Here is a 26,136-nt window from a genome sequence, read left to right on the forward strand (position 1 = left end):
TATGGTCCAGGCAATTGTCTTTCTGCCTCTGCTGGGCGCCATTCTCGCCGGCCTGATCGCCATTTTCGGCGCGCATGCCCGCAATCCGAGTGGCGACACGGTCGAGCATCACGATGACCACGGTCACGGTGCGCAAGCCCATGCGTCCGATACGATCAACGAGGATGCGTCGGTCGTCCACGAGACCCATCACGAGCCCGGCGATGGGCACGACGACCACCACGTCTCCGAGCCGCCGGCGGCGGGCTCGCGCGGGGCGGAGCTGATCACGACGGCGCTCTTGTTCGTGGCGGCCGCGCTGTCCTGGATGACGCTGGTCGATGTCGGCTTCAATGGCCACGACGCCCGGATCCAGCTTCTGCCCTGGATCTTCTCCGGCGACTTGCAGGTCTATTGGACGCTGCGGGTCGACACGCTGACCGCCGTGATGCTGGTGGTGGTGACGACCGTGTCCTCGCTCGTGCACCTCTATTCCATCGGCTACATGGACGAGGACCCCTACCGGCCGCGCTTCTTCGGCTATCTCTCGCTGTTCACCTTCGCCATGCTGATGCTGGTGACCGCGGATAATCTCGTGCAGCTGTTCTTCGGCTGGGAAGGCGTGGGTCTGGCGAGCTACCTCCTGATCGGCTTCTGGTACCAGAAGCCCTCGGCGAACGCAGCGGCGATCAAGGCCTTCGTGGTCAACCGCGTCGGCGATTTCGGCTTCGCGCTCGGAATTTTCGCGATCTTCTACCTGACCAACTCGACCGATTTCGAGACCATCTTCCACCAGGCGCCCGGCCTCACCGGCAAGACCATCGACTTCCTCGGCTGGCATGCCGATGCGCTGACCCTGACCTGCCTGCTGCTGTTCATGGGCGCGATGGGCAAGTCGGCCCAGTTCCTGCTGCACACCTGGTTGCCGGACGCGATGGAAGGCCCGACCCCGGTGTCGGCGCTGATCCATGCGGCGACCATGGTCACCGCCGGCGTCTTCATGGTGGCGCGGCTGTCGCCGCTGTTCGAGCTCGCGCCGAACGCGCAGGCGGTGGTGATGTTCTTCGGCGCCACCACGGCGTTCTTCGCGGCAACCATCGGTCTGGTCCAGAACGACATCAAGCGCATCGTTGCCTACTCGACCTGTTCGCAGCTCGGCTACATGTTCGTGGCGATGGGGGCAGGGGCCTATTCGGTCGGCATGTTCCATCTGTTCACGCACGCCTTCTTCAAGGCGCTGCTGTTCTTGGGCTCCGGCTCCGTGATCTACGCGATGCATCACGAGCAGGACATCCGCAACATGGGCGGCCTGTGGCGCAAGATCCCGTATACGTTCGGGGTGATGACCGTCGGTACGCTGGCGCTGACCGGTTTCCCGCTGTTCGCCGGCTACTTCTCCAAGGACGCGATCATCGAGTCCGCCTACGCCTCGCATAATCCGTTCTCGATGTACGCCTATCTGCTGACGATCGCGGCCGCCGGCCTGACCTCGTTCTACTCCTGGCGTCTGGTGTTCAAGACCTTCTTTGGCGAACCGCACGACCAGGAGCACTACGAGGCCGCGCACGAAAGCCCGATCTGGATGCTCATTCCGATCGGCGTTCTCGCGATCGGCTCGATCCTGGCCGGCTTCCCGTTCAAGGAGATCTTCACCGGGCCTCACGGCGTGGAAGAGTTCTTCCGTGAGTCCGTGAAAATGAACCCGCATATCCTCGAGGATATGGAGCACATGCCGGCGCTGCTCGGATGGCTGCCCTTCATCATGATGGTGCTGGGCTTCGTGGTGTCCTACACGTTCTACATTCGCAAGCCCTACCTCCCGGTCGAGCTCGCGAACACCCAGCCGATGCTGTACCAGTTCCTGCTCAACAAATGGTACTTCGACGAGCTCTATGACGTCATCTTCGTTCGTCCGGCGAAGTGGATCGGGTACCAGCTCTGGAAGAAGGGCGACGGCTTCATCATCGACGGCTTGGGCCCCGACGGCATCTCGGCCCGCGTGCTGGATGTCACCCGCAACGTCGTGAAGATCCAGACCGGCTATCTCTATCACTACGCTTTCGCCATGCTGATCGGTGCCGCCGGCCTGATCACCTGGTTCATGTTCGGCTTTGGAGGCCAGTAAATGACGACCTGGCCCATCCTATCGGTCACGACCTTCCTGCCGCTGGTTGGCGCGCTGATCGTTTATCTCAGCCGCGGCGATGACGAGGCCGCGCGGCGCAACTCGCGCTGGATCGCGCTGTGGACCACGCTGATCACCTTCGCCGTGTCGGTGCTGCTGGTGCTGCGCTTCGATCCGTCCAACGCCGACTTCCAGTTCGTCGAAAAGGCGAACTGGCTTGCCACCGGCATCACCTACCATATGGGCGTCGACGGCATCTCGCTGCCGCTGGTGATCCTGACCACCGCCATCATGCCGTTCTGCATCATCGCGAGCTGGAAGGCGATCACGAACCGCGTCCGCGAATACATGATGGCGTTCCTGATCCTGGAAACGCTGATGATCGGCACCTTCTCGGCGCTCGATCTCGTGCTGTTCTACCTGTTCTTCGAAGGCGGCCTGATCCCGATGTTCCTGATCATCGGCGTCTGGGGCGGCCCGCGCCGGGTCTACGCGTCGTTCAAGTTCTTCCTCTACACGCTGCTCGGCTCGGTCCTGATGCTGCTCGCCATCATGGCGCTGTACTGGAACGGCGGCACCACCGACATTCCGACCCTGATGCACACCGCCGTGCCGCGGTCGTTGCAGACCTGGGCCTGGCTCGCCTTCTTTGCCTCCTTCGCCGTGAAGATGCCGATGTGGCCGGTGCACACCTGGCTGCCCGACGCGCACGTCGAGGCGCCGACCGCGGGCTCGGTGGTCCTGGCGGCGATCCTACTGAAGATGGGCGGCTACGGCTTCCTGCGCTTCTCGCTGCCGATGTTCCCCCTGGCCTCGCATGACTTCGCGCCGCTGATCTTCACGCTCTCGGCCATCGCCATCATCTACACCTCGCTGGTGGCCTTGATGCAGGAGGACATGAAGAAGCTGATCGCCTATTCCTCCGTGGCGCATATGGGCTTCGTCACCATGGGCATCTTCGCCGGCACCATGCAGGGCGTGGCCGGCGGCGTGTTCCAGATGATCTCGCACGGCATCGTCTCCGGCGCGCTGTTCCTCTGCGTCGGCATCGTTTACGACCGCATGCACACCCGCGAGATCGCGGCCTATGGCGGCCTCGTCAACCGGATGCCGCTCTATGCGCTGACCTTCATGGTCTTCACCATGGCCAATGTCGGTCTGCCCGGCACCTCCGGCTTCGTCGGCGAGTTCATGACGCTGCTTGGCACCTTCAAGGTCTCGATCTCGACCGCGTTCTTCGCCACCTTCGGCGTCATCCTGTCGGCCTGCTATGCGCTGTGGCTCTACCGCAAGGTCGTGTTCGGCGCGCTGGTCAAGCCATCGCTGGCGACCATCAAGGACCTCACCTTCCGCGAGGGCCTGACACTGTTTCCGCTGATCGCGCTGACGATCCTGTTCGGCGTCTATCCGAAGCCGGTGCTCGACATGTCGGCGGCCTCGGTCCAGCAACTCGTCAACAACTACAACACCGCTGTGACGGCCGTGAAGGCCGCCGCACTGCTCCAGTGAGCGGGCAGGTCAGGATAACGCCATGAGCTTTTCGACTGCAGGTTATCAACTGGCGCCGGTGCTGCCCGAGCTCGTGCTCGCGGTCGGCGCCATGGCGCTTCTGATGCTCGGGGCGTATCGCGGGCAGGGCGCCACCAAGATGGTCACGACGCTAGCGGTCCTGCTCCTGATCGTGGTCGGCGTGCTCGAGTACATGGTGCCCGCGGGCAAGCAGGTCACCTTCGGCGGCAGCTTCATCGTGGACGATTTCGCGCGCTTCATGAAGATCCTGGCCCTGATCGGCTCGGCGGTGACGCTGGTGCTCTCGACGGAATTCCTGTCGGATCCGTCGCGCCGCATTTTCGAATATGCAATCCTGGTGCTGCTCTCGACGCTCGGGATGATGGTGCTGATCTCGGCCGGCGATCTGATCTCGCTCTATCTCGGCCTCGAGCTGATGTCGCTCGCGCTTTACGTCGTGGCGGCCTCGAACCGTGACAACGCCAAGTCGACCGAAGCCGGCCTGAAGTATTTCGTGCTGGGCGCGCTGTCCTCGGGCATGCTGCTGTACGGCGCCTCGCTGATCTATGGCTTCACCGGCACGGTCAGCTTCGCCGGCATTGCCGGTGTCGCAACCGTCTCGAATGTCGGCCTGGTGTTCGGCCTGGTCTTCCTGCTGGCCGGCCTCTGTTTCAAGGTTTCGGCCGTGCCGTTCCACATGTGGACGCCTGATGTCTACGAGGGCGCGCCGACGCCGGTGACCGCGTTCTTCGCCTCCGCGCCGAAGGTCGCCGCGCTCGCGGTCTTCACCCGCGTCACGCTGACCGCATTCCCGGGCATCGTCTCGCAGTGGCAGCAGATCCTGGTGTTCGTGGCGATCGCCTCGATGGTGCTCGGCTCGTTCGCAGCGATCGGCCAGAGCAACATCAAGCGCCTGATGGCCTATTCCTCGATCGGCCACATGGGCTTTGCCCTGGTCGGTCTCGCCGCCGGCACGGTGGAAGGCGCGCAGGGCGTGCTGATGTACATCGTGATCTATGTCGCGATGACGCTCGGCTCGTTCTCGATCATCCTTGCGATGCGGCGCAACGGCCAGGCCGTGGAGCAGATCAGCGACTTCGCGGGTCTGTCGCGCACCAACCCGCTGCTGGCCTTCATGTTCGCGATGCTGCTGTTCTCGCTCGCCGGCATTCCGCCGCTCGCCGGCTTCTTCGCCAAATGGTACGTGTTCGTCGCGGCCATCAAGGCCAACCTGTTCACGCTGGCTGTGGTGGGCGTGCTCTCCAGCGTCGTCGGCGCCTACTACTATCTCGCCATCGTCAAAACGATGTATTTCGACGAGCCGGCCGGTCAGGTCGATCCGGTGCGCGTCGAGGTGAAAACGGTGCTGGCGGTCGCGGGCCTGTTCAACATCCTGTTCGCGGTGTTTGCGGGCCCGGTGGTGAGCGTGGCCTCCGCCGCCGCCAAGTCGTTGTTCTAGGATGGGCTTCGCGCTCGGTCCTCGCGCTCTGTCGGCGGGCTACAAGCTCGCAGCCTTGGAGCGGACCGGCTCGACCAACACCGACGCGATCGAGAGAGCGCGCGCGGGCGAACGCGGGCCGGTCTGGTTCGTCACGTCTGAGCAGACCGCCGGCCGCGGCCGGCGCCAGCGTGCCTGGATCGCGCCGCGGGGCAATCTGGCGGCCACCGTCCTCGAATTCGTCAACGTCGCACCAGCGGTTGCCGCCACGATCGGTTTCGCCGCGGGACTGGCGCAAGAGGCCGCGCTGGAAAAGGTCAGCCTCGAGGCTGTGCTGCGGCTCGGTCCTGACCGGCCCCGATACGCCCTGAAATGGCCGAATGACGTCCTCGCGAACGGCAGGAAGCTGGTCGGCATCGGGCTCGAGGCCGAAGCGATCGGCGACCGCCTTGCCGTCGTCGTGGGGATCGGTACCAACGTCGTGGCTGCGCCCGAGGGCACGCCGACGCCGGCGGTATCGCTCGCGGCGCTCGGCGTGCAGATCAGCGCGGAGGAGCTGTTCTCCGCGCTGTCGGACGCCTGGGTGGAATTCCGCGGCATCTGGGACAATGGTCGCGGCTTCGCGGAGATCCGCCGGCTGTGGCTCGAGCGCGCCGCCGGGCTCGGCGAGCGGGTTGCGATCAACACGGGAGCGACGACGCTGGAAGGCATTTTCGACACGATCGACGACACCGGTTGCCTGATCGTCCGCACCGCTGACGGCCGACGCCTGCCGGTGGCGGCCGGCGAGGTGTTCTTCGGCTCGGCCGCCTCCGTGGGAGCTGCGTGATGGCGAAGTCTGACGAACTGGTCTTTGCGCCGCTTGGCGGTGTCGGCGAGATCGGCATGAACCTGTCGATCTACGGCCTCGGCAACCGCCAGCAGCGCGCCTGGCTCGCGATCGACCTCGGCGTCTCCTTCGGCGACGAGGAACATCTGCCGGGGATCGACCTGATCATGCCCGACATCAGCTTCCTGGAGAAGGAGCGCAAGAACCTGATGGGCCTGATGCTGACCCACGCCCATGAGGACCATTTCGGCGCCATCATCGACCTCTGGCCGAAGCTGAAATGCCCGATCTATGCGACGCAGTTCAGCGCCGCGCTGTTCGAGGCCAAATGCGCCGCCGAGCGCAACGCGCCGAAGATCCCGGTGACGGTGGTGCCGTCGGGCGGGCGCATCGATGTCGGTCCGTTCAACGTCGAGTTCATCCCGGTCGCACATTCGATTCCGGAATCGCATGCGCTGGCGATCCACACCGAGATCGGCACGGTGTTGCACACCGGCGACTGGAAGATCGATCCGACGCCGATCATCGGCCGGCCGACCGACGAAAAGCGGCTGCGCGAACTCGGCGACGAGGGCGTGATCGCCCTGATCGGCGATTCCACCAATGCCGTGCGCGACGGCCGCTCGCCGTCCGAAGCCGAGGTCGCCAAGACGATCGCCACCTTGGTCAAGGCCGCCAAGGGCCGTGTCGCCGTGACGACCTTCGCCTCCAACGTGGCGCGCATCAAGGCGGTCGCGGACGCCGCCAGGGCCGCCGACCGCGAAGTCGTCGTGGTCGGACGGGCGATGGAGCGCGTGTCGCAGGTCGCGCGCGAGACCGGTTATCTCGACGGCGTCCAGAGCTTCCGTTCGACCGACGTCTACGGCCATCTGCCTCAGGACAAGGTGCTCGCGCTCTGCACCGGCAGCCAGGGCGAGGCCCGCGCGGCGCTGGCGCGCATCGCCAATGACGACCATCCCGAGATCACGCTCAACCGCGGCGACTGCGTGATCTTCTCCTCGCGCACCATCCCGGGCAACGAGAAGGCGGTCGGCTCGATCATCAACAATCTGATCCTGCAGGGGGTCGAGGTCATCACCGACCGCGACCATCTGGTCCACGTCTCCGGCCATCCGCGCCGCGACGAGTTGCGCGACATGATCGGCTGGGTCAGGCCGCAGCTCCTGATCCCCGTCCATGGCGAGGCGCTGCATCTGCACGAGCATGCCAAGCTCGCGCGGGCGGCCGGCGTGCCGCGCGTGCTGGTGGTCCGCAACGGCGACCTGATCAAGCTCGGCCCCGGCGATCCCGGCATTATCGGCGAACTGCCGTCCGGCCGTCTCTACAAGGACGGCTCGATCCTGGAGGATTCCAAGTCGCGCGCGGTGATCGAGCGGCGCCGGATGGCGTTTTCCGGCTGCGCCTTCGTCGCTGTCGCCATGACCGCGCAGGGCGAGCTCGCCGACGATCCCGAGGTCGATCTGGTCGGAATCCCCGAGAAGAACAGGGCTGGCGAACCCTTCGACGACCTGGTTTTCGATGCGGTGATGTCCACGATCGAGGGTCTGCCAAACGCCCGCCGGCGCGATCCGGATGCGCTGGCGGAGTCGGTCCGGCGCGCGGTGCGGGCCGTCATCAACGAGCATTGGGGCAAAAAGCCCCCCTGTCTGGTCCATGTCCTGACAGTCTAATTTGGGCATGATCTTTTCGGAAAACCGCTTCACACTTTTCCGGATCATGAACTAACGGGAGAGAAACATGCTGGGCCGCCTCAACCATGTCGCGATCGCGACCAAGGACGCCGTCAAGGCGGCCAGGATCTACGGCGCCGCGTTCGGCGCGCAGATCTCGGAGGCGGTCGCACTGCCCGAGCACGGCGTCACCACCGTCTTCGCAACGCTGCCCAACACCAAGATCGAGTTCATCGAGCCGCTCGGCGAGGCCTCGCCGATCGCGAAGTTCCTCGAGCGCAATGCCGACGGCGGCATCCACCACATCTGCTACGAAGTCGTCGACATCATCGCCTCGCGCGACACGCTGGTGAAGGAGGGCGCCCGGGTGCTCGGCGACGGCGTGCCGAAGATCGGCGCCCACGGCAAGCCGGTGCTGTTCCTGCATCCGAAGGATTTTTCGGGCGCGCTGGTCGAAATCGAGCAGGCGTAGGGCCGAACCATGGCCTATCAAATCTCGACCGGTCTCGCGATCTACTTCGTCATCTGGTGGATCGCGCTGTTCCTGACGCTGCCGTTCGGCGTGCGCAGCCTGCACGAGGACGGCGGCGGCGCGCCCGGCACCGATCCCGGCGCCCCGATCCTGACCGGCATGCGGCAGAAGCTGATCTGGACCACGATCATTTCGGCGGTCATCTTCGCGCTCGGCATGGCGGCCTATCAGGCCGGATATCTCCAGATCGAACGCTTGTCGAAATTGATGGGCATGCCGTTCTAGCGGCGTGATCCGACGAGAGACGAGGATTGTTGACCAAGCTCGCGATGACGCCGGAGATGCTTCGCATACCGAATCGAAGTGGGGGGATGCAAATGACCTTTCAGAAAATTGTCGTCGCGCTGCTGGTGCTGATCGTGGCCGGGCTTGGCGGCATCGGCTATTTTGAGTGGCGGATGGCGGCGCAGGTGCGGACGCTGAAGGCGTTCGTCGAGGGCTATGTCTTCAGCGACGCGGTGATGGCCTGCGAGCGGGCGCAGAGCTCGACGCCGTTCAAATGGAACGGCGGCAAGAGCACCTCGGTCATCGGGCTGAACTCGGTCAAGACCGACAAATACACGGTCAGCGCCAGCTACACGCTGGTGGCGGACAACGTCTATTGCGATTACGATCCGATCAAAAGAAAGGCCGAGATCGGCTCGAGCTTCCTGGAGCGGGAGTAGCGATCCGGCCGTACCAAGCATGGGATGGGATCGTCATGACCGAGGGGCGAGGGGACTACCGGATTCTACAAGAGGCCGCCTTGCGGGATTATCTCGCGGGCGTTCCGGAACTGGCGGCGTTGCTCGGCGGTGAGCCGGCGTCCTGGTCGATCACCGAGGTCGGCGACGGCAATCTCAATCTCGTCTTCATCGTGAAGGGCGCAAGCGGCGGCGCTGCCGTCAAGCAGGCGCTGCCTTACGTCCGTCTGGTCGGCGAAAGCTGGCCGCTGCCGCTGTCGCGGGCGCATTACGAGTATCTGGCGCTGTCGCGGCAGGCCCAGCTCGCGCCCTGCCTGGTGCCGGCGCTGCTGCATCACAACGAGCCGCTGGCGCTGACGGTGATGGAGCTGCTCGAACCCCACATCATCATGCGCAGGGGCCTGGTCGCGGGCGCGCACTATCCGCGCTTCGTCGAAGACATCACGACCTTCATGGCGCGGGCGCTGTTCTTCACCTCCGATCTGGCGCTCTCAGCCGCCGAGAAGAAGCAGGCGATCGCGGCCTTCGCCGGCAACCATGCGCTGTGCAAGATCACCGAGGATCTGATCTTCACCGATCCCTACCGCGTCGCCGAGCAGAACCGCTGGACCGCACCGTATCTCGATGCACTCGCTGCCGACTTGCGCGACGACATGGAGCTGCACGTCGCGATCTCCCGGCTGAAGCTGAAGTTTATGGCAAGCCCGGAGGCGCTGCTCCATGGCGATCTCCACACCGGCTCGATCATGGTGACGGAGGACGAGACGCGCGTGATCGATCCCGAATTCGCGTTCTATGGCCCGATGGGCTTCGACGTCGGCGCAGTGCTGGCCAATCTCCTGATGGCCTATTTCGCCTCCGCCGGCCACGAGCGCTCGCCGGGCGAACGGGCCGCGTTCGAAACGTGGTTGCTCGAGACGGTCGAGAAAGTCTGGAGCGAGTTCGCCCGCAAGTTCCTCGATCTCTGGCGTGACGGCGCCGTGGGCGACGCCTATCCGCTCTCGCTCTTTGCCGGCGAGAAGGGCGCTCTGCGGCTGGAAGCCGAGCGGCAGGCCTATGTGCAGCGGCTCTTTGCCGACACCGTCGGCTTCGCCGCCGCAAAAATCATCCGCCGCATCTTCGGCCTCGCCCACAATATCGATTTCGAGCTGATCGAGGACCCGAAGCAGCGCGCTGTCAGCGAAGCCCGCGCGGTGCGGCTGGCACGCGCGATGATGGTGGAGACGGCGGCGTTTCGGACGATCGCCGAGATCACCGCCGCCGCGCGAAAGCTGCGGGACTGGCAGCCGGAATTATCAAACTGAGGTCGTCGCGAGAGCACTCCGTCATTGCGAGCGCAGCGAAGCAATCCAGACTGCCTTTGCGGAACGATTCTGGATTGCTTCGCTGCGCTCGCAATGACGCGGTGAGGGCACGTCAATACAGCCGCAGCGGAAGCAGGGCGCCATCCGGGCCGACCAAGAGACCCCAGGTCTCGTTGGCCGCGACCTCGACCTCCCGATTCTGTGCCGCGCTTCCAGCCACCTCGAGCGTAACCTTGTATTTGCCCGGCGACAGATCGAGCTTCTGTCTATCAGACAGTTCGCCTGCCGCATCGTCGGAGTTTGCCAGTTTCTCTCCGGCGTGCGCCGCCAATCGGATGGTTTGTTCGTTGACGGTGATGACGGCCTCTTCATCGGTCTTGTGCCGAGCATCAGCTTCACTTGCCCGGGCTTCGACAGCAGGCCGGCCGTTGCGACCGCCCGCTTGCGCTGCGACAGCTCGCTGATCGTCTTGTCGTCCCGACGGGAGAGCCGAAGCAGGGCGGGTCCATGGGCCGTTCATAGTTGTCCACGATCGTATCGACAGCGCAAGACGTTCGTCCGCCCGTAGATCGTTGTTTCCTCTCCCGATTCTCTGACCTCAAAAGATCGAGGAGCCCCGCCAAAGCGGGCACCTCGAACATGGTCTGCAAGGAACCGCGCCATCAAGACGAAAGAGAAGCTTGCGTTCGACGTGCGCTGAATGGTCAACTCGCGAACTGGAATACGCCTGCATTGCCGGAGGGACCATGATGTTCAGGATGATGGCGATCGTCGCGGCTTTGGGATTGGCGCTTGCCGGATCAGTGGAGGCCCAGACTCCACGCAGGGGCGGGACCATCCGGATGACGGCGCCTTATGGGTCGAGTTTCACCAGCCTGGACATCCACACCACCCAGCGCGCCCAGGACGAGATCTTCGCCAAGGGTCTGCACCGGTCGCTCTACATCTGGGATTCCGCGGAAGGAAAGCCGGTTCCGGAATTGGCCAAGGAGGTCGTCGTCTCCGGCGGCGGCCTCGTCTACACCTTCAAGCTGCGCGACGACGCCTATTTCCACAATGGCCGCAAGATGACGGCCGACGATATCATCTGGTCCTACAACCGCATCATGGACGGCAGCAAGGCCTATCCCGGCGCGCGTTATGTCCGCGTCATCGAGGGCGCGGCCGACGTGGAGAAGGGCAAAGCCAAGGAAATCTCCGGGTTGAAGAAGATCGACGACTTCACCCTCGAAATGAAGCTGACCGAGAAGGTCGATCCTGGCTTCTACCTCTTCACCGCGCTGACCTCGATCTATCCCGCCGACGAGGCGGTCAAGGACGGCTTCATCCAGCATCCGATCGGGCTTGGACCGTTCAAGTTCGTCGAGCACGTGCCGGGATCGCGCATCGTCCTGGAGCGGTGGGACCGGTTCTACAAGCCCGGCAAGCCCTATGCCGACAAGATGATCGTGTCGGTCATGGGTGAGGCCGCGGCACGCGATGTCGCCTTCCGCAACAAGGAGATCGACACCTCGGTGCTGGGACCTGCGCAATATGTCGCCTATCAGGCCGACCCCAACCTCAAGGGTACCATCGTCGAGGTCGCCGAGGTCTTCACCCGATACATGGGGATGAATCCCGCGTTCAAGCCGTTCGCCGACAAGCGCGTCCGGCAGGCGATCAACTATGCGATCGATACCGATTTGATCATCAACAAACTCGTCAAGGGCAAGGCCTATCGCGCCACCAGCTGGCTGCCGCTGACCTCTCCGCTCTACGACAAGACCATGAAGCCTTACCCGTTCGATCCCGCCAAGGCCAAGCAGCTGCTCGCTGAGGCCGGCTATCCCAAAGGCTTCGAATTCGAATGGACCACCAGCCAGAATGAAAGCTGGGGCCTGCCGATCGTCACGGCGGTCATCCCGATGCTGGACCGGGTTGGCATCAAGGCCAAGGTCAAGCAGGTCGAGGCCGCGGTGCTGTCCGAGGTGGTTCGCACCGGCGACTACCAGGCCTTTATCTATTCCCAGCAGACCGGCCCGGATCCCCAGGCGGCGCTGAAATGCTTCCACTCTTCCACGCCGCCATCGGCCTGCAACTACATGAATTTCAAGAACGCCGAGTTCGACAAGTTGATCGACGAGGCCGGGCAGAGCGACGATTCCGCCAAGCGCGGCCAGCTGCTGCAAAAAGCCAACGCGCTGCTCTACGACGAGGCGCCGGTCTGGTTCTTCAACTACAACAAGGCGGTGATGGCCGTGCAGCCGTGGCTCCACGGTGTTCAGCTGAACGCGACCGAGCTGACCCACCAGAATGTCGAAGACCTCTGGGTCGACGAGACCTCGCCCGCGAAGTGACAGGCGCCCGCGCGCTCCCTCCATCGCGACGTCAGATGGAGGGAGGGAAGAAAAATACCGATGCTCTCCTTCCTGATCCGTCGTCTTCTGCAAACCATTCCGACCGTGCTCGCCGTCGTGCTGCTGGTGTTTGCACTGTTCAGCGTCGTGCCCGGCAGTATCGTCTCGACCATGAGCGACGACAGCGATCCACAGGTCGAGGCGCGCATGAAGAAACAGCTCGGGCTCGACGAACCCGTCTACATCCGCTTCGGCTCCTATATCGCCAAGCTTGCCACCGGTGATTTCGGCACCTCGTTCCGGACGCGCGAGCCGGTCACGAGCATGATCGCCAAACGGGCCTGGCCGACCCTGCAGTTGATCTTCGCATCGATGGCGTTTGCAGTTCTGATCGGCGTGCCGCTCGGCTTCGTCGCGGCATTGCGGCCGGGCGGTTTCGTCGACAGCGCGGCGATGGTCCTGGCGGTGTCGGGCCTGTCACTGGCGAAGTTCTGGCTTGGGCTGCTCCTGATGTACCTGTTCGCGCTGAAACTCGGCTGGCTGCCCAGCTTCGGCTATGGCGATGGCAGCCTCAAATATCTGATCCTGCCCGCCGTGACCCTCGGGGTGTCGCCGATGGCGCTGCTGGCCCGGACGACACGCGCGGCCGTCCTCGAGATCATGACCGCGGATTTCGTCCGCACCGCGCGCTCGAAGGGCATGAGCGAGACCCGGGTGGTCAAGTGGCACGTGATGCGCAACGCGCTCGTCCTCATTCTCACCACCATGGGCCTGCAATTCGGCGCGTTGATGGGGCAGGCGGTCGTCGTCGAGAAATTGTTCTCGTGGCCGGGGATCGGCTCGCTGCTGGTCGACAGCGTTCTGCAGCGCGACATTCCCGCCGTGCAGGGCTCCATTCTCGTGGTGGTGCTGTCCTTTCTCGCGCTCAACCTGCTGATCGACCTGCTCTACGGCGTGATCGATCCCAGGATCAGATACGCATGAAGCTTCGCGCCAATCTCGTCATCGGCGGGGCCTTGTTCGCGCTTGCGATCGTCGTCGGCCTGCTTGCGCCCTGGCTGGCGCACACGGATCCCGTGCTGGACGCCAATTTGATGAACGCGGAGGAGGCCCCGAGCTGGACCTGGTGGTTCGGGACCGACGGGCAGGGCCGCGATATCTATTCCCGCGTCGTCTATGGCGCGCGGATTTCGCTCACGGTCGGCATCGTCTCGCAGCTCATCAACAGCGTCATCGGCGTGGCGCTGGGCCTGAGCGCCGGCTATTTTGGCGGCTGGTGGGACGATGTCGTCAACGGCCTGACCAATCTCATGCTCGCGATTCCCTCGCTGATCTTCGCGTTGGCCATCATGGCGGTGCTCGGGCCCGGCCTGACCAGCCTGCTGATCGCACTCGGCTTGACCAACTGGTCCTTCACCTGCCGGATCGCACGGGCCTCGGCGCTGTCGCTGCGGAGCCAGGGCTATGTGCAGGCCGCAACCGTGCTCGGCTACGGCGATGTCCGCATCATGCTCACGCAGCTGCTGCCGAACATGCTGGGGCCGATCATCGTCATCGGCACTCTCGGCATGGGCAGCGCGGTGTTGTCCGAAGCCGCCTTGTCGTTCCTCGGCCTCGGCGTCCGGCCGCCTTACCCAAGCTGGGGCAGCATGCTGTCGGAGGCCCGCGACCAGATCACGACGGCGCCGTGGCTCTCGGTTTTTCCGGGCCTTGCCATCTTCCTGACGGTGCTCGGCCTCAATCTGCTCGGCGACGGCCTGCGTGACATTCTCGATCCACAATCGCGGAGCCGGCGCACATGACGGGCCCGCCGCTGATCGAAGTCGAGAACTTGCGCATCGATCTCGACGACGGATCGAGGCGCGTTGCCGCGGCCGAGGGCATTTCATTCCGGATCGATCGCGGCGAGACCTTCGGCCTGGTCGGCGAATCCGGCTGCGGCAAGAGCATCACCGCGCTCGCCTTGATCGGCCTCTTGCGGCAGCCACTCTCGATCGGCGGCGGTGTCATCCGGTTTGACGGCCGGGAGATCCAGCACCTTTCGGCGGCCAAGCAGCGCGAGCTGCGCGGCAATCGCATCGCCATGATCTTCCAGGAGCCGATGACGGCGCTCAACCCGGTGTCGCCGGTGGGACGGCAGATCGCCGAGATGTTCGTGCTGCACAAGGGCAAGAGCTGGCGCGAGGCCAACCAGATGGCCGTCGAGGCACTGGCGAATGTCCGCGTGCCCGCGCCCGAGCGGCGAGTGAAGGACTACCCACACCAGCTGTCGGGCGGCATGCGCCAGCGCGTGATGATCGCCATCGCGCTCGCCTGCGGTCCGGATCTGCTGATTGCCGACGAGCCGACCACCGCGCTCGATGTCACCGTGCAGGCGGAAATCATCGAGCTGATGCGGAATTTGTGCGCCGAGCGAGGGACGGCCATTTTGATGATCAGCCACGATCTCGGCCTGGTCGCCAATGTCTGCCGCCGCATTGCCGTGATGTATGCCGGCCGCATCGTCGAGCAGCGCGGCTCGGCCGACATCTTCCGGGCGCCCGCGCATCCCTATACGCAAGGCCTGGTGGACTCGCTGCCGCGGTTGGGCAGCCGCGCTGCGCTCGGCCGCAGCCGGCTCAGGGAGATCGCGGGCGTGGTCCCGGCGATCACGAATTTTCCGGAAGGCTGCAGGTTCAATCCCCGTTGCGCGCAGGCGACCGATATCTGCCGGACGGTCGCGCCGGAGACGGATTCGCTGAGCGCCGGCGGTCTGGTGAGGTGTCACCACCATGCATGAGGGCAGGGCAATCGCCTATGGATTTCACGAGGACCTGGCGGGCTTGCTCCGCCTCTCCCGCTTGCGGGAGAGGCCGACGCGCCCCGGGCGATGCGAAGCATCGTCCCGCGCGCGGCGGGTGAGGGCTCTCACCCCACAGGGATGTTCTCCGCAATTCTCGACAATCCCGACGCGGAGACACCCCCACCCCAGCCCTCCCCCGCAAGCGGGAGAGGGAGCCCCGTGCCGATGCCGCCGCATCGTGCACACCATATGCGATTGCCCTGATGCATAGAGGCAAGCCGGACGACGATCTCATTCTCAGCGTCGAGGATCTCGCGGTTCATTTTCCGCTGGGTGGCGGCTTGCTGGGGCGCGGCCGCCGGCTGCTCCGTGCCGTCGACGGCGTCGATCTCACCCTGAAGCGGGGCGAATGCCTCGGGCTCGTCGGCGAGTCCGGCTCCGGCAAATCGACCGTCGCATTGTCGATCCTTGGCCTCCTGACGCCGACGCGCGGTCGCATCGTGCTGGACGGACAGGTCGTGACGAACCGGCCATCCGGCGATCGGAAGGCGCTGGCTCGCATCGTACAGATCGTGTTTCAGGATCCCTACGCCTCGCTCAATCCGCGCCAGACCGTTCGCCGCACGCTGGAAGATCCCCTGCGCGTGCATGGCGTCACGGCCAAGAGCGAGATCGAGGACCGCGTCGCGAAGATGCTGCGGCATGTGGGCCTGCGGCCTGAGCAGGCCGACCGCTACCCGCACGAATTCTCGGGCGGACAGCGCCAGCGCATCGGCATTGCGCGTGCGCTGATCCTCAATCCCAAGATCGTCATCTGCGACGAACCGGTCTCGGCGCTCGATGTCTCGATCCGCGCCCAGATCATCAATCTGCTGCTGGAACTGAAGGAAACGCTCGGTCTCTCCTACATCATGATCAGCCACGACCTCGGCGTCGTCGAGCACATGAGCGACCGGGTCGCCGTGATGTATCTCGGCCGCATCGTCGAGAATGGCCACTGGCGCGAGATCTTCGAGCGGCCGGCACACCCCTATACGCAGGCCCTGATCGCAGCGATCCCCGATCCGCTGCGCCATGCGCCGTTAGGGACGACCGGTGGCGATCTCCCCAACCCGCTCAATCCGCCCAATGGGTGCGCGTTCAGCCCGAGGTGCCGGTGTGCCGAGGCGGTGTGCCGGAGCGAGCCGGGGCCGATGCTGGAGACGCGAGCGGACGGGCACGCGGTGCGATGCTGGCGAGCGGATGAGATTGCGGGGCAGGCGGCGTTGGTGTCGACCGAGGGCGAACATTTTTAGGAAGGAGTGCGGCGACCGAAGCGGAAAAGTTGGTGAGCCATCCGCTGCGAGGCCAGAAGCGGCAGTTGAGCTGCCCTCAAACACGAGCGACTGAAGGCTATAGAAGGCATAGAAAGCGTCTCACGAATGTCAGCGCCGTCTGCGCCACCTCCCGCCAGCCGCTGCTTATGGGCAGCGAGCGGTCGCGTCGCGGAAGTTGGACGAACTCGGTAACAGGGTGCTTATTGCGCTTCTGCCGTTCGTAGGCGGCGCGGGTGACCGATGGCAGCACGGTGTGGTCGCGCTCGCCGAAGATCGTCAGCAGCGGTCCACGCCCGGCGGCCTCGACGTCGACGGGAGCCTCGGTCCAGACGGGCAGCTCCAGCACCCCGCGAAACGGAGCCGGTTCGATCGCCACCGTCGCAGCCGAAAGCCCGCGCCCGGCCAGGGTCTGCGCGATCAGCCCGCCAAACGAATGGCCGATCAGCGCCGGACGGCGGTCCAGCGCGCCGGCGATGCGGGCGAAATGCGCCGCGACCTCGCCGATGGTTTCCGGTGCCGCGGCGCCGCCCAGCTCCGCCGGCCATCCGGGCGCCAACGGAGCATAGCCGGCGGCCTCGAACATTTCGGCCCATCGGTCCCACGAGCTGGGCTTCGACCACAGGCCATGGATGAAGATGACCGGCGGCTTCTGCGATGCGTTGGTCCGCTCGATCATCGCAGCGTCGACGGTCTCCATGATCAGTGGCCTTCGACCGCGAACAGGATCTCCGAAAAGCCGGTCACTGTTGCCGCGCGGTTCCAGTCCCGCTGCAGTTCGCAGATCAGCTGCACCCAGCTGGTGGGCTGGGCACCGGCTTGGACCAGGCGCAGCAGGCCGGCGTCGTGCGCCTCGTGGGAGGTGCCACCCACCGCGTCGACCACCGGATAGACTTCGAAACCCTCCTGCAGCGCGTCCAGTGCCGGGTGCACAAGACACACCTCGGTCCAGAGCGCCGTCATGATCAGCTTCTTGCGGCCGGTGTTGCGGACTGCGGCGACGAAGTCGGCGTCCTCCCAGGCATTGATCGAGGTCCGGTCTATCGGCACGACATCCGGAAAAACCTCGGAGATCTGGTGGATGGTGGGCTGGTTGCGACCGGTGGCGACGTTCACGGTCGCGATCACCGTCGGCAGGGCGAATAGCTTAGCGGTCCTAGCCACCGCGGTGATGTTGGCGACGAGGGTCCGCTTGGGCATCGATTGGATCGAGCTGACCTGAACCGGTTGGTAGTCGATGATCACCAAAGCCGCATTATGCGGGGTCAAAAGCTGGTCGGTCTTGGGATCGCGGATGGTGGGGAAGGACGTCATCGGAGTTTCCTTTTTGGATTTGGAGTTCTCTGGAGCAGGTCAGTGGGATGCGGGCGTGGGCACGAAAGCCGTGTCGCTGGGGCCGATCCCGGTCAGACGGACGACCGCACCCTCGGCCCGTGTGAAGGCGAAGTGCGCAACGCCGCCGGGCTCGGTGTAGAGGCCGCCTGCCGTCAATGGCTTGACGGCCGCGTCGGAAGCCTTGCTGCCGTAACCGAAGTACCAGGTGCCGGAGATCACCGTGGCGAAGCGATCGTCGCGGTGGGTGTGCGGTGCGATCGCGGTGTTCGGCGGCACGTGAATTTCGAGCACGTACGGGCCGGCCTTGGCGGGGTCGCCGGAGAGCAGCACGGTACGGATGGCAGCAACTCCGGAGGTGCCGGCGCCCGCGCCGGACTGCGGCATCGCCTGCGTCTGCTCCAGCGTCAGAGCCGTCTGCCCCAGATGCCCGTTCTCCGCGGCGACGGGCCGTTCGTTGAGGAAGGCCTCGATCGCGGCCGACGTAGCCGCGGGTTGCTCCTCCATCAGCCAGTGACCGGAGCCTGCGATGACCCACTCCTGCACGTCGACCGCGCCGGCTTGCATCACCGCCGCCATTGCTGGGCCGAAGGATGCGGCGCCCCCGACCGCGAGAACCGGCATGAGCAGCTTGCCGTGCGCCGAGAGCCAGGCGCGGTTGTCGATCGCGTCCTGATCGAAGGCGGCGAACTGGCGGAAGCCGGCATGCATTCGCCCCGGCGCGGCGTAAAGCTGCGCGTAATGGGCTCGGGACGCCTCCGGGAAATTGGCCGGATTGGCCGAGAAGTCGTTCCAGAACCGGTCGAGATAGATCCGCTCGCGGCCGGCCACCAGGCGCTCCATATCCGGCCCGCCGAACCGGAAGTGCCACAGCAACGGGTTCTTCAGGATTTCTTCCCACGGCCCGACGCCCGGCACCGGCGCATCCATCAGCACCAGCTTCGTCACCCGCCCCGCGTGCCGTGAGGCGAGAGCGAACGCGACCATGTTGCCGATGTCGTGCGCCACGATGTCACTGCGCGGCGCGTGCAGCGCGTCCATCACGCCGACGATGTCGTCCGCCTGATTGACCTTCTCGAAACCGGCCTCGGCGCGGGCGGAAAGGCCCATGCCCCGCAGATCGGGCACGATCACCGTGTGATTGCGCGCTAGGTTCGCCGCGAGCGGCGCCCACATGTCTCCGGTCTCGCCATAGCCATGCAGCAGCACGACCGTCGGTCCAGACCCGCCGACCCGGACGTGGAGGGTCGTGCCATTGGTCGCGACCTCTTCGGTGTGGAAGGTATTCGGGAAATCCGTGGGCCCGTCGGCCGCTGACGCGGCGGCGGTGCCGGCCAGGATGGCGAGCGCGGCTCCGGTGAGGGCAAACCGGCGAAGCTGGTCGGGGACGTTCATGGGTGATCTCCTGTGTTGGCCTTTTTCGTAGACGCAAAGCTAGACGAGGAAGATCGTTGGGATTAGCTACTACCCAGGCCAAGCATTTTTGACTGGAGCGCAAAGGTGGCAGCAGATACCGCGGACCGTGCCCGAGAACTGGAAGTGTTCTGCGCGGTCATCGACGGCGGCAGCTTCTCGGCTGCGGGCCGCACGTTTGGACTGACGCCGTCGGCCGTGAGCCGCACTCTGGACCGGGTCGAGCAGCGGCTCGGCGTACGCTTGCTGTTGCGGACGACGCGCGCGTTGACGCCGACCGCGGAAGGCCGCGCCTATCTCAGCGCGGCCCGCCGCATTCTCGCCGATCTCGACGAAGCCGAGCAGGCGATCTCCGACCAGGGTTCGCCGCGCGGCCGCATCCGGGTCAGCGCTGCGGTCTCCCACGGGCGTCTTTGCATCGTGCCTTTGCTTGGCGAGTTCGTGCGCCGCTATCCGAACATCGTGGTCGATATCAATCTTGGCGACGGGATTGTTGACGTCGCTGCGGGGCAGGCGGATGTGGCGGTTCGCGGCGGTCCGCTGACTGACAGCGCGCTGACGGCGCGGCGCCTCAGCGAGAACGGCCGAACCGTCGTCGCCTCGCCGGACTACCTGGCGCGCTGGGGCGTGCCCGAAACGCCGGAAGACCTCTACAACCACAATTGCCTGAATTTCAGTTTTCGCCGGGCCGAGCCGGTTTGGCCGTTCCGCCGGGACGGAGTCGACTTCGCCCTGAAGGTGCGAGGCGCCATTGAGGCGAACAGTGGCGAGACACTGGGCCAGCTGGCGCTCGACGGCGTCGGCATCGCCCGTGTCGGCAATTTCAGTCTCGGGGACGCGATTGCGGAGGGGCGCCTGGTCCCGCTTCTCGAACCGTTCAATCCTGGTGACAAGGAGATCTTCCACGCCGTCTTCGTCGGCGGGCCGAACATGCCTGCTCGCGTCCGAGTATTCGTGGACTATCTTGTGGAGTGCATGGGCGGCAGTCGTGTTGAGGGAAAATCTGGTTGGCACGCGAGGCGTGGAACGGAATCGGTTTCGACCTGACGCGACGGAGGCGGTCGACGGTTTCGGCTCTCCAGAACCTATGATGTCTGGTGCTATCGATATCCGCCAACGACATGTGAAATGGCGTCGCGGCGACGCTATCGATTGTCGGTCGAGCCTATCGTCTGACGCCGACCAAACGAGGGCGGGAATTTGCGAGCGCCTTCCCGACGGGCAGGGCACGCAGCCATTCGCGGACGCTGACGATCTCGGGACAATCCGCGGTACCCTCAGGCGCAATCAGCCAGTCACCCAGACCTGATCCCTCATCGACCCGGTCGCAGCGATAGCCCGGATGGTGGCCAAGACTGCGGGCGATCAGCAGATCGACCTTGCCCTCGACCAATTCGTGCAGGCCAGCCGGCTGCAGCACCCGCAAACCTATCTCCGGGTGCGCGCTGCGAAACTCCGCCAGATCGAGGCGCCGGAGGTCGAAGCTGCCATGGACGCCCAATTGCAGCAGCACCGCACCTGCCGGCCTCAATTGCGAGGTCGCCTCCGCAATGTGGCGAAAGCCTTCGGAGACCCCGGGCAGATAGGCCTGACCGGCGACGGTGAGGATGAGCTGCTGATGCAGCCGCTCGAACAGCTGCACGCCGAGGCGCGCCTCCAGCGCCTTCACCTGCTGCCCCACGGCGGCGGGAGTCACGTGCAGTTCGTGTGCGGCGAGCTTGAAGCTGAGATGCCGGGCGGCGGCTTCGAACGCGCGGAGCGCGTTGAGTGGGGGAAGCGCGTAGGTCATCGGGCTCCATTTTGACACTGATGAGCTGTGGCCTTGCAATAGATTTTCTTGCGCTGAACCGCAGCAATGATGCTTTGCGGAGCGGTGATGGCGCCGGATACGGTCGAGCACAATCCGGAGAAACCCTATGCCGCCAGCGCATATCGTCAGCCACAACCCCGCAACGGTCCATCCTCCCGCCGGCGGCTACTGCATGGGGCTTGAAGTGACCCAGCATAGACGCCTGTTGTTCATCAGCGGTCAGGTGCCGAAGAGACTCGACGGCACCGTTCCCGACGGTTTTGAGGCGCAATGCGAGCAGGCCTGGCGCAACGTGATCGAGGTGCTCGCCGCCGCCGGCCTTGGCGTCGCGCATCTGGTCAAAGTCAACACGTTCCTGACCGACCGCGATCAACTTGTGATCAACCGCTCCATTCGTCGCGCGATGCTGGGCGAACACCAACCCGCGCTGACGGTCGTGATCGTCGAGACTATCGACAGCAAATGGCTGCTGGAGATCGAGGCGATCGCCGCCGAATGAAACCGGATTCGCAGGCCGTGCAATCAGCCAATCATATCAGGTGTCCAACGGCCGAGAACATCCACCCGTTTTACGAAGCGCATCGCGGTGCGATGGAGGCTGCCATGCGCGATCGACTCGACCTTGCCGAGGCGATGTTGCGCGAGCGCGCGCATCTCGCCGGCATCGACGGAATCAAGCGAGAGGTGATGGACGAGTTCGAGATCGTGCTCACCCAAATGCCCTATGTCGGTGGCGCGGCAAGTCGCATGAGCGATTTCTTCATGCGTCTGATGGGCTTTGTGGCGATCAGCCGCGTATTGCGACGACACGGCGTGCCACTGCCTGTGATGGGCGAGATCGAGCGGGAAACCTACAAGGCGCAATTGCTCACCGGTTCAGAAGCGGAACGCCTCGCCTCGGGGCGTCAATTCATGTCACCAGAAAACCAGGCGCTGCTGCGCGAGCAGGCGGCAAAGAGCCGTCAGGACGAGTTTCAGCAGGACTTCGTCTACGACTTCGTCGAGCCGCGCCCGGGTGACAGCTTTGAATTCGGTATCAACTACAAAGCTTGCGGCTTCTGCAAATTCGCGGCTCGCCATGGAGATAAGGAAATCCTGCCGAACATTTGCGGGCTCGATTTCGACGCCTACGCAACGCGAGGCATCCGCCTGGAGAGGACACAAACGTTGGCGGGCGGCGCAAGCCACTGCGACTTCCGATTCTCGCGGCTCCCGTCGGGCGAGAAGGCCGCGAGTTAAGCGTGCCCTCATGCTCCGCGAACGAGGTGGTTCCGGATTACACCCTATTGCCACATCGTCATTGCGAGCGCAGCGAAGCAATCCAGACTACCTCCGCGGAAAGACCCTGGATTGCTTCGCTGCGCTCGCAATGACGGAGCTTGCGGCACGGTCCTGAGCCTATGAAGCTGTCTTCGCGACGCGGTGGTGGGATCGATGCAGACCTCGGGGCGTTGCACCCCGGTCAAGCCGCGATTGAACCGGACATCGGAAATTCGACCATGGCTTCACCGGCCGCGACGTGTTCGCCGTTTTGATTGCGGACCAGCACGTCGATCAGCACCCAACGTGATTTCTGTGTCGACTGCTTGGACTTCAGGATGCCCAGGGGCTGAATGGTGTCCCCGGGCTTGACCGGCTTGAGCCAGCGCGTCTCCAGGCGACGCTGAATGGCGCCGGCAGGATAGGCCCAGTCGGTCAGCATCCGGGTGATCAGCCCGAAATTGTTCATGCCGTGCATGATGATTCCGCCGAAATTGGTCTTGCCGAAACTGTTCTTCATGTAATCGTCGTCGAGATGCAGCGGGTTGTAGTCGAGCGACCCGTCGCAGAACAGGCGGATGGATTCGCGTGAGACGTCGAACGTTGGACCGTCGATCGTGTCGCCGACGCTGAGGTTTTCGAAGCTGGTGCTCATACCGTGTTCCGTTGTCTGTCGTCGCGATCACGCGGGGCGGATGGTCTGGCCGCGGCCGGAACAGATGACCTCGCCGTGCTGGTTGAAGAACACGTTGTCGTGGACGACGAAGAGCCGCTCGCGCTTGATGAATTTGTCCAGTGCGCGAGCCTGCAGCGTGATAGTGTCTCCGGGCCGTGCAGGCTTGTTGTAGCTCCAGGATTGGCCGGCATTGATGGTCCCCGGCGTTCGCATCCAGTCGTCGATGGGGGTGCAGGCGAACATCAGCAGGATGTGGATCGACGGCGGTGCGATCAGCCCGCCATACGGCGTTGTCCTCGCGTAGGCCTCGTCGAAATAGAGCGGGTGATCTTCGCCGACGGAGCGGCAATAGAGCTGGATCGCTTCCAGCGTCAGCTTGTAGGGGATCGTCTTGCGCGGCTCACCCGGGACGATCTCGTCCCAGACCTTGCGCAGATTGGCGTCCTTCCAGAAATCGGTCTCGAATGATGACATCGTGCTCCTGTTTTGCCCGACGAGTCAAATTCCGCCAAGAAGCAGGTTCAAGGTGAGCTCACGCCAAATTCCCCAATGATTTGTACTGTGCATGGGGTTGTTTTCGCGTTTTTTATTTCGAGGGTCGTCTACTCCGCCGCCTTTTCCCGCAGCCGCTGCGCGTAGACGTTGATGACCAGCGCTGCCAGCAGGATCAGGCCGCGGATCAGGATCTTCAGGAAACTGTCGATGTTGACGTGGTCGAGGCCGTTATTGAGAACACCGAGGACGAAGAGCCCGACGATGGTGTTGCCGATGCCGCCGCGGCCGCCGAACAGGCTGGTGCCGCCGACCACGACGGCGGCAATGGAATCCAGCAGATAGGTGTCGAACTCGTTCTGCTGCGCGCTGCCGAAATGGGCGACGCCCAGCATGCCGCCGATGCCGGAGCACACCGCCGAGATCACCATCACGGCGCCGAGGATAAGCTTGACGTTGAGGCCGGAATATTCGGCCGCCTCGCGATTGCCTCCGACCATGTAGACGTAGCGGCCAAAGCGCGTGTAGGTCAGCACCAGATGGCCGCCGAGCAGCATGATCGCGGCGACGATGACGATCCAGGGGATGCCGCCGGTCGCGCCGGAGCCGAGCGTGGTGATCAGATCAGGCACCTTGTAGGCGATCTGTCCGCGCACCAGCAGCGCCGAGATGCCGGCCGCGATCTGCATCATGGCGAGCGTCATGATGAAGGAGGGGATGCCGATCACGGTCAGCCCCAGCGCGTTGACGAGGCCAAGGGCCGCACAGAGCAGGATCGCGAGCAGGATCGCGGCTGCGCCGGGCAGGGGAATGTTGGGAATGTTGACGTAGGATTCCTGCAGCGTGAAATAGGCGACCGCGATTCCGGTGACGTTGGCGATACTGGCGATCGAGAGGTCGATCTCGGCGCAGAGGATCACGAAAGTGAGGCCGACCGCGATGATGCCGGTCACCGACACCTGCGTCAGGATGTTGCCGAGATTGTCGAGCGTCGCAAAGGAAGGGCTGGCAAGGGCGAAGAAGGCCGACAGGAAGATCAGCGTCAGGAACGGCGCGATGTTGCGCATCTGCGAGCGCAGGAACGGCGCAAGGCCCCGCGCTCGCCGGGCCGCCGCTGGAACCGTCTCACTGCTTGCCATTGGCTTCTCCGTCACGCCGCCTCCAGCAGGCGGTCCTTGCTCACAGTTTCGTTGGCAAATTCCCGCACCAATGCGCCTCGTTTGAGCACGAGGATGCGGTCGGCCAGCGACAGCACCGTTTCCGGCTCGGTCGACAGCACGATGATCGCGAGCCCCTTGGCGCGGAGGTCGCGGACGATGTTGATGACGTCGTTCTTGGCGCCGACATCCATGCCGCGCGTGGGTTCACATAGCACGAGCAGCTTCGGCGGATAGGTCAGCCACTTTGCCAGCGCGACCTTCTGCTGGTTGCCGCCGGAGAGCATGCCGAGATCGAGGCCGACCACCGGCGGCCTGATCTGCAACTGCTCGACCTGTCGCCTGGCGATGTCGCGCTCCTGCGCCGGTTTGAGCAGCAGCGTGGAGATACGATCCAGAATGCTGATCGAGATGTTCTTGTAGACCGGCTCCTGGTGGAACAGCATGGCGCGCCGGCTCTCCGGCACCAGCGCCACGCCGGCCCGCCGCGCGGCCGCCGTGCTGGCAAAGGTTTTGGCCTTGCCGTCGACGGCCAGCGTTCCGCCGTCCGGCTTCAGCTTGCCGAACAGGATTCGCGACAATTCCTGCTGGCCGCATCCCATGAAGCCGTAGATGCCGAGCACTTCGCCGGCGCGCGCCTCGAAAGAGACATCCTGCAGGCTACGAGCCAGCGAGAGCTGGTCGACCTTCAGGACCACCGAGCTGCCGCTCGGGCGCGGCAGCATCAGATCGTCGCTGTAGCTGTGCTCGAGCGCTTCGCCGGCGCGGCCGATCATGGCCTCGATCAGCGCGCCCTTGCTGGTCGCGGCGGCCGCGGTCTCCGCGACTTTCCGGCCATTGCGGAACACCGTCACCGTATCGGACACGCGCAAGATGTCCTCGATGAAATGGGAGATGAAGATGATGCCGGTGCCTTGTTCGCGCAGGCGCCGCAGCGTCGCGAACAGCCGCTCGACTTCGGGCGGAGAGAGGGCGGAGGTCGGCTCGTCCAGGATGACGATGCGGGCGCCGGAGAACAGCACGCGGGCGATCTCGATCAGCTGCTGGAGCCCGATCGGGAGGTCGCCGAGCCGGCTCATCGGATCGACGTCGATGCCGAAGCGGGCGAGCTGCTCGCCGGCCTCGCGCGCCATGCGCCGCCATTGCACCAGGCCGAGCCGGTTGGTCGGCTGATTGCCCAGGAATACGTTCTCCGCGACCGTGAGATCGGGCGCGACCGAGAGCTCCTGATGCACCATGGCGATGCCGGCCGCGTGCGCATCGCGGGCCGAGCGGAAATGCGTCTCCTGGCCGTCGATCAGGAAGCGGCCGGAGAATTCAGCATGCACACCGGCGATGATCTTCATCAGCGTGCTTTTGCCGGCGCCGTTCTCGCCGACGAGACCGTGGATCTCGCCGGGTGAGAGCGCAAAATCGACGCCACGAAGCGCTTCGACGCCGCCGAAGCTCTTCGTGATGCCTTTCAGTTCCAGAATGGGCGAACGACCCGTTGTCAT

At 64.5% G+C, this 26,136-nt stretch carries 25 protein-coding genes and 1 pseudogene; 17 read left to right on the forward strand and 9 right to left on the reverse strand.

The features are described from left to right. Position 1 precedes the first annotated feature (1 nt). The 9 genes from nuoL to mtnK all read left to right on the forward strand — a co-directional run bounded on the left by nuoL (position 2) and on the right by mtnK (position 10,069). Complete coding sequence (gene nuoL / locus AC0L2O_RS09580) at positions 2-2,104, forward strand: NADH-quinone oxidoreductase subunit L (protein WP_473369544.1); 2,103 nt, start codon at positions 2-4, stop codon at positions 2,102-2,104. Beyond that, the gene (locus AC0L2O_RS09585) at positions 2,105-3,613 is read left to right on the forward strand and encodes an NADH-quinone oxidoreductase subunit M (RefSeq protein WP_473369545.1); all 1,509 of its coding nucleotides are present in this window, start codon (positions 2,105-2,107) and stop codon (positions 3,611-3,613) included. It abuts the gene before it with no gap. A gap of 22 nt (positions 3,614-3,635) precedes the next feature. Continuing rightward, entirely contained in the window at positions 3,636-5,072 is a 1,437-nt protein-coding gene (gene nuoN, locus AC0L2O_RS09590; protein ID WP_473369546.1) for an NADH-quinone oxidoreductase subunit NuoN, read from the forward strand. Between the two features lies 1 nt (position 5,073). Continuing rightward, positions 5,074-5,880: a biotin--[acetyl-CoA-carboxylase] ligase gene (locus AC0L2O_RS09595; protein ID WP_473369547.1), complete on the forward strand. Its 807-nt coding sequence runs from the start codon at positions 5,074-5,076 to the stop codon at positions 5,878-5,880. Then, a complete protein-coding gene (locus AC0L2O_RS09600; RefSeq protein ID WP_473369548.1) occupies positions 5,880-7,550 on the forward strand; it encodes a ribonuclease J in 1,671 nt (556 codons plus the stop codon). Before AC0L2O_RS09595 ends, AC0L2O_RS09600 begins: the two co-directional genes overlap by 1 nt. Before the next feature lie 67 nt (positions 7,551-7,617). Then, positions 7,618-8,022 carry a methylmalonyl-CoA epimerase gene (mce, locus tag AC0L2O_RS09605; protein WP_473369549.1) on the forward strand — a complete coding sequence of 135 codons (405 nt, stop codon included), beginning with the start codon at positions 7,618-7,620 and terminating at the stop codon, positions 8,020-8,022. A gap of 9 nt (positions 8,023-8,031) precedes the next feature. Further along, positions 8,032-8,307 (forward strand): DUF1467 family protein, encoded by a 276-nt coding sequence (locus tag AC0L2O_RS09610; protein WP_369723387.1) that lies wholly within the window; start codon positions 8,032-8,034, stop codon positions 8,305-8,307. A gap of 92 nt (positions 8,308-8,399) precedes the next feature. After that, the gene (locus tag AC0L2O_RS09615; protein ID WP_473369550.1) at positions 8,400-8,747 is read left to right on the forward strand and encodes a hypothetical protein; all 348 of its coding nucleotides are present in this window, start codon (positions 8,400-8,402) and stop codon (positions 8,745-8,747) included. Positions 8,748-8,782: 35 nt separating this feature from the next. Further along, entirely contained in the window at positions 8,783-10,069 is a 1,287-nt protein-coding gene (gene mtnK, locus AC0L2O_RS09620; RefSeq protein ID WP_473369551.1) for an S-methyl-5-thioribose kinase, read from the forward strand. Positions 10,070-10,181: 112 nt separating this feature from the next. Here mtnK and AC0L2O_RS09625 read toward each other — a convergent pair whose 3' ends face one another. After that, positions 10,182-10,589, reverse strand: a complete 408-nt coding sequence (locus AC0L2O_RS09625; RefSeq protein WP_473369552.1) for a hypothetical protein — start codon at positions 10,587-10,589, stop codon at positions 10,182-10,184. Positions 10,590-10,815: 226 nt separating this feature from the next. On the opposite strand from AC0L2O_RS09625, the gene AC0L2O_RS09630 reads away from it, so the two are divergent. From AC0L2O_RS09630 to AC0L2O_RS09650, 5 genes are all read left to right on the forward strand, one after another. After that, positions 10,816-12,405, forward strand: coding sequence for an ABC transporter substrate-binding protein (locus AC0L2O_RS09630; RefSeq protein WP_473369553.1), 1,590 nt, complete (start codon positions 10,816-10,818; stop codon positions 12,403-12,405). A gap of 60 nt (positions 12,406-12,465) precedes the next feature. After that, the gene (locus AC0L2O_RS09635) at positions 12,466-13,389 is read left to right on the forward strand and encodes an ABC transporter permease (protein WP_473369554.1); all 924 of its coding nucleotides are present in this window, start codon (positions 12,466-12,468) and stop codon (positions 13,387-13,389) included. Beyond that, positions 13,386-14,207 (forward strand): ABC transporter permease, encoded by an 822-nt coding sequence (locus tag AC0L2O_RS09640; protein WP_369723392.1) that lies wholly within the window; start codon positions 13,386-13,388, stop codon positions 14,205-14,207. Before AC0L2O_RS09635 ends, AC0L2O_RS09640 begins: the two co-directional genes overlap by 4 nt. After that, positions 14,204-15,184, forward strand: coding sequence for an ABC transporter ATP-binding protein (locus AC0L2O_RS09645; RefSeq protein WP_473369555.1), 981 nt, complete (start codon positions 14,204-14,206; stop codon positions 15,182-15,184). The genes AC0L2O_RS09640 and AC0L2O_RS09645 overlap by 4 nt, the downstream gene beginning before the upstream one ends. Positions 15,185-15,450: 266 nt before the next feature. Further along, complete coding sequence (locus tag AC0L2O_RS09650; RefSeq protein WP_473369556.1) at positions 15,451-16,482, forward strand: ABC transporter ATP-binding protein; 1,032 nt, start codon at positions 15,451-15,453, stop codon at positions 16,480-16,482. Between the two features lie 97 nt (positions 16,483-16,579). Here AC0L2O_RS09650 and AC0L2O_RS09655 read toward each other — a convergent pair whose 3' ends face one another. From AC0L2O_RS09655 to AC0L2O_RS09665, 3 genes and pseudogenes are all read right to left on the reverse strand, one after another. Next, positions 16,580-17,200 (reverse strand): alpha/beta hydrolase, encoded by a 621-nt coding sequence (locus AC0L2O_RS09655; RefSeq protein WP_473369557.1) that lies wholly within the window; start codon positions 17,198-17,200, stop codon positions 16,580-16,582. Between the two features lie 2 nt (positions 17,201-17,202). Then, on the reverse strand, positions 17,203-17,814 hold the full coding sequence (locus tag AC0L2O_RS09660) for a hydrolase (RefSeq protein ID WP_473369558.1): 612 nt from the start codon (positions 17,812-17,814) through the stop codon (positions 17,203-17,205). A gap of 474 nt (positions 17,815-18,288) precedes the next feature. Next, positions 18,289-19,227: pseudogene (locus AC0L2O_RS09665) on the reverse strand (alpha/beta fold hydrolase); the annotation flags it as partial. Between the two features lie 105 nt (positions 19,228-19,332). On the opposite strand from AC0L2O_RS09665, the gene AC0L2O_RS09670 reads away from it, so the two are divergent. Then, positions 19,333-20,292 carry a LysR family transcriptional regulator gene (locus AC0L2O_RS09670; protein WP_473369559.1) on the forward strand — a complete coding sequence of 320 codons (960 nt, stop codon included), beginning with the start codon at positions 19,333-19,335 and terminating at the stop codon, positions 20,290-20,292. Between the two features lie 118 nt (positions 20,293-20,410). On the opposite strand, the gene AC0L2O_RS09675 is transcribed toward AC0L2O_RS09670, so the two are convergent. Further along, the gene (locus tag AC0L2O_RS09675; RefSeq protein ID WP_473369560.1) at positions 20,411-21,034 is read right to left on the reverse strand and encodes a LysR family transcriptional regulator; all 624 of its coding nucleotides are present in this window, start codon (positions 21,032-21,034) and stop codon (positions 20,411-20,413) included. A 127-nt stretch (positions 21,035-21,161) separates the two neighbouring features. Here AC0L2O_RS09675 and AC0L2O_RS09680 point away from each other — a divergent pair, with 127 nt between their 5' ends. Together AC0L2O_RS09680 and AC0L2O_RS09685 are read left to right on the forward strand one after the other, a co-directional pair. Next, positions 21,162-21,554: a RidA family protein gene (locus AC0L2O_RS09680; RefSeq protein ID WP_473369561.1), complete on the forward strand. Its 393-nt coding sequence runs from the start codon at positions 21,162-21,164 to the stop codon at positions 21,552-21,554. Next, complete coding sequence (locus AC0L2O_RS09685; protein ID WP_473369562.1) at positions 21,551-22,294, forward strand: L-2-amino-thiazoline-4-carboxylic acid hydrolase; 744 nt, start codon at positions 21,551-21,553, stop codon at positions 22,292-22,294. Before AC0L2O_RS09680 ends, AC0L2O_RS09685 begins: the two co-directional genes overlap by 4 nt. Before the next feature lie 223 nt (positions 22,295-22,517). Here the strand turns inward: AC0L2O_RS09685 and AC0L2O_RS09690 are convergent, their stop codons facing one another. From AC0L2O_RS09690 to AC0L2O_RS09705, 4 genes are all read right to left on the reverse strand, one after another. Further along, positions 22,518-22,970, reverse strand: a complete 453-nt coding sequence (locus AC0L2O_RS09690; protein ID WP_473369563.1) for a MaoC family dehydratase — start codon at positions 22,968-22,970, stop codon at positions 22,518-22,520. Positions 22,971-22,997: 27 nt separating this feature from the next. After that, positions 22,998-23,465, reverse strand: a complete 468-nt coding sequence (locus AC0L2O_RS09695) for a MaoC family dehydratase (protein ID WP_473369564.1) — start codon at positions 23,463-23,465, stop codon at positions 22,998-23,000. 128 nt (positions 23,466-23,593) lie between these two features. Continuing rightward, positions 23,594-24,622 carry an ABC transporter permease gene (locus AC0L2O_RS09700; RefSeq protein WP_473369565.1) on the reverse strand — a complete coding sequence of 343 codons (1,029 nt, stop codon included), beginning with the start codon at positions 24,620-24,622 and terminating at the stop codon, positions 23,594-23,596. Positions 24,623-24,633: 11 nt separating this feature from the next. After that, positions 24,634-26,136: a sugar ABC transporter ATP-binding protein gene (locus AC0L2O_RS09705; RefSeq protein WP_473369566.1), complete on the reverse strand. Its 1,503-nt coding sequence runs from the start codon at positions 26,134-26,136 to the stop codon at positions 24,634-24,636.

It is taken from the genome of Bradyrhizobium sp. Kon10 (assembly GCF_055807395.1).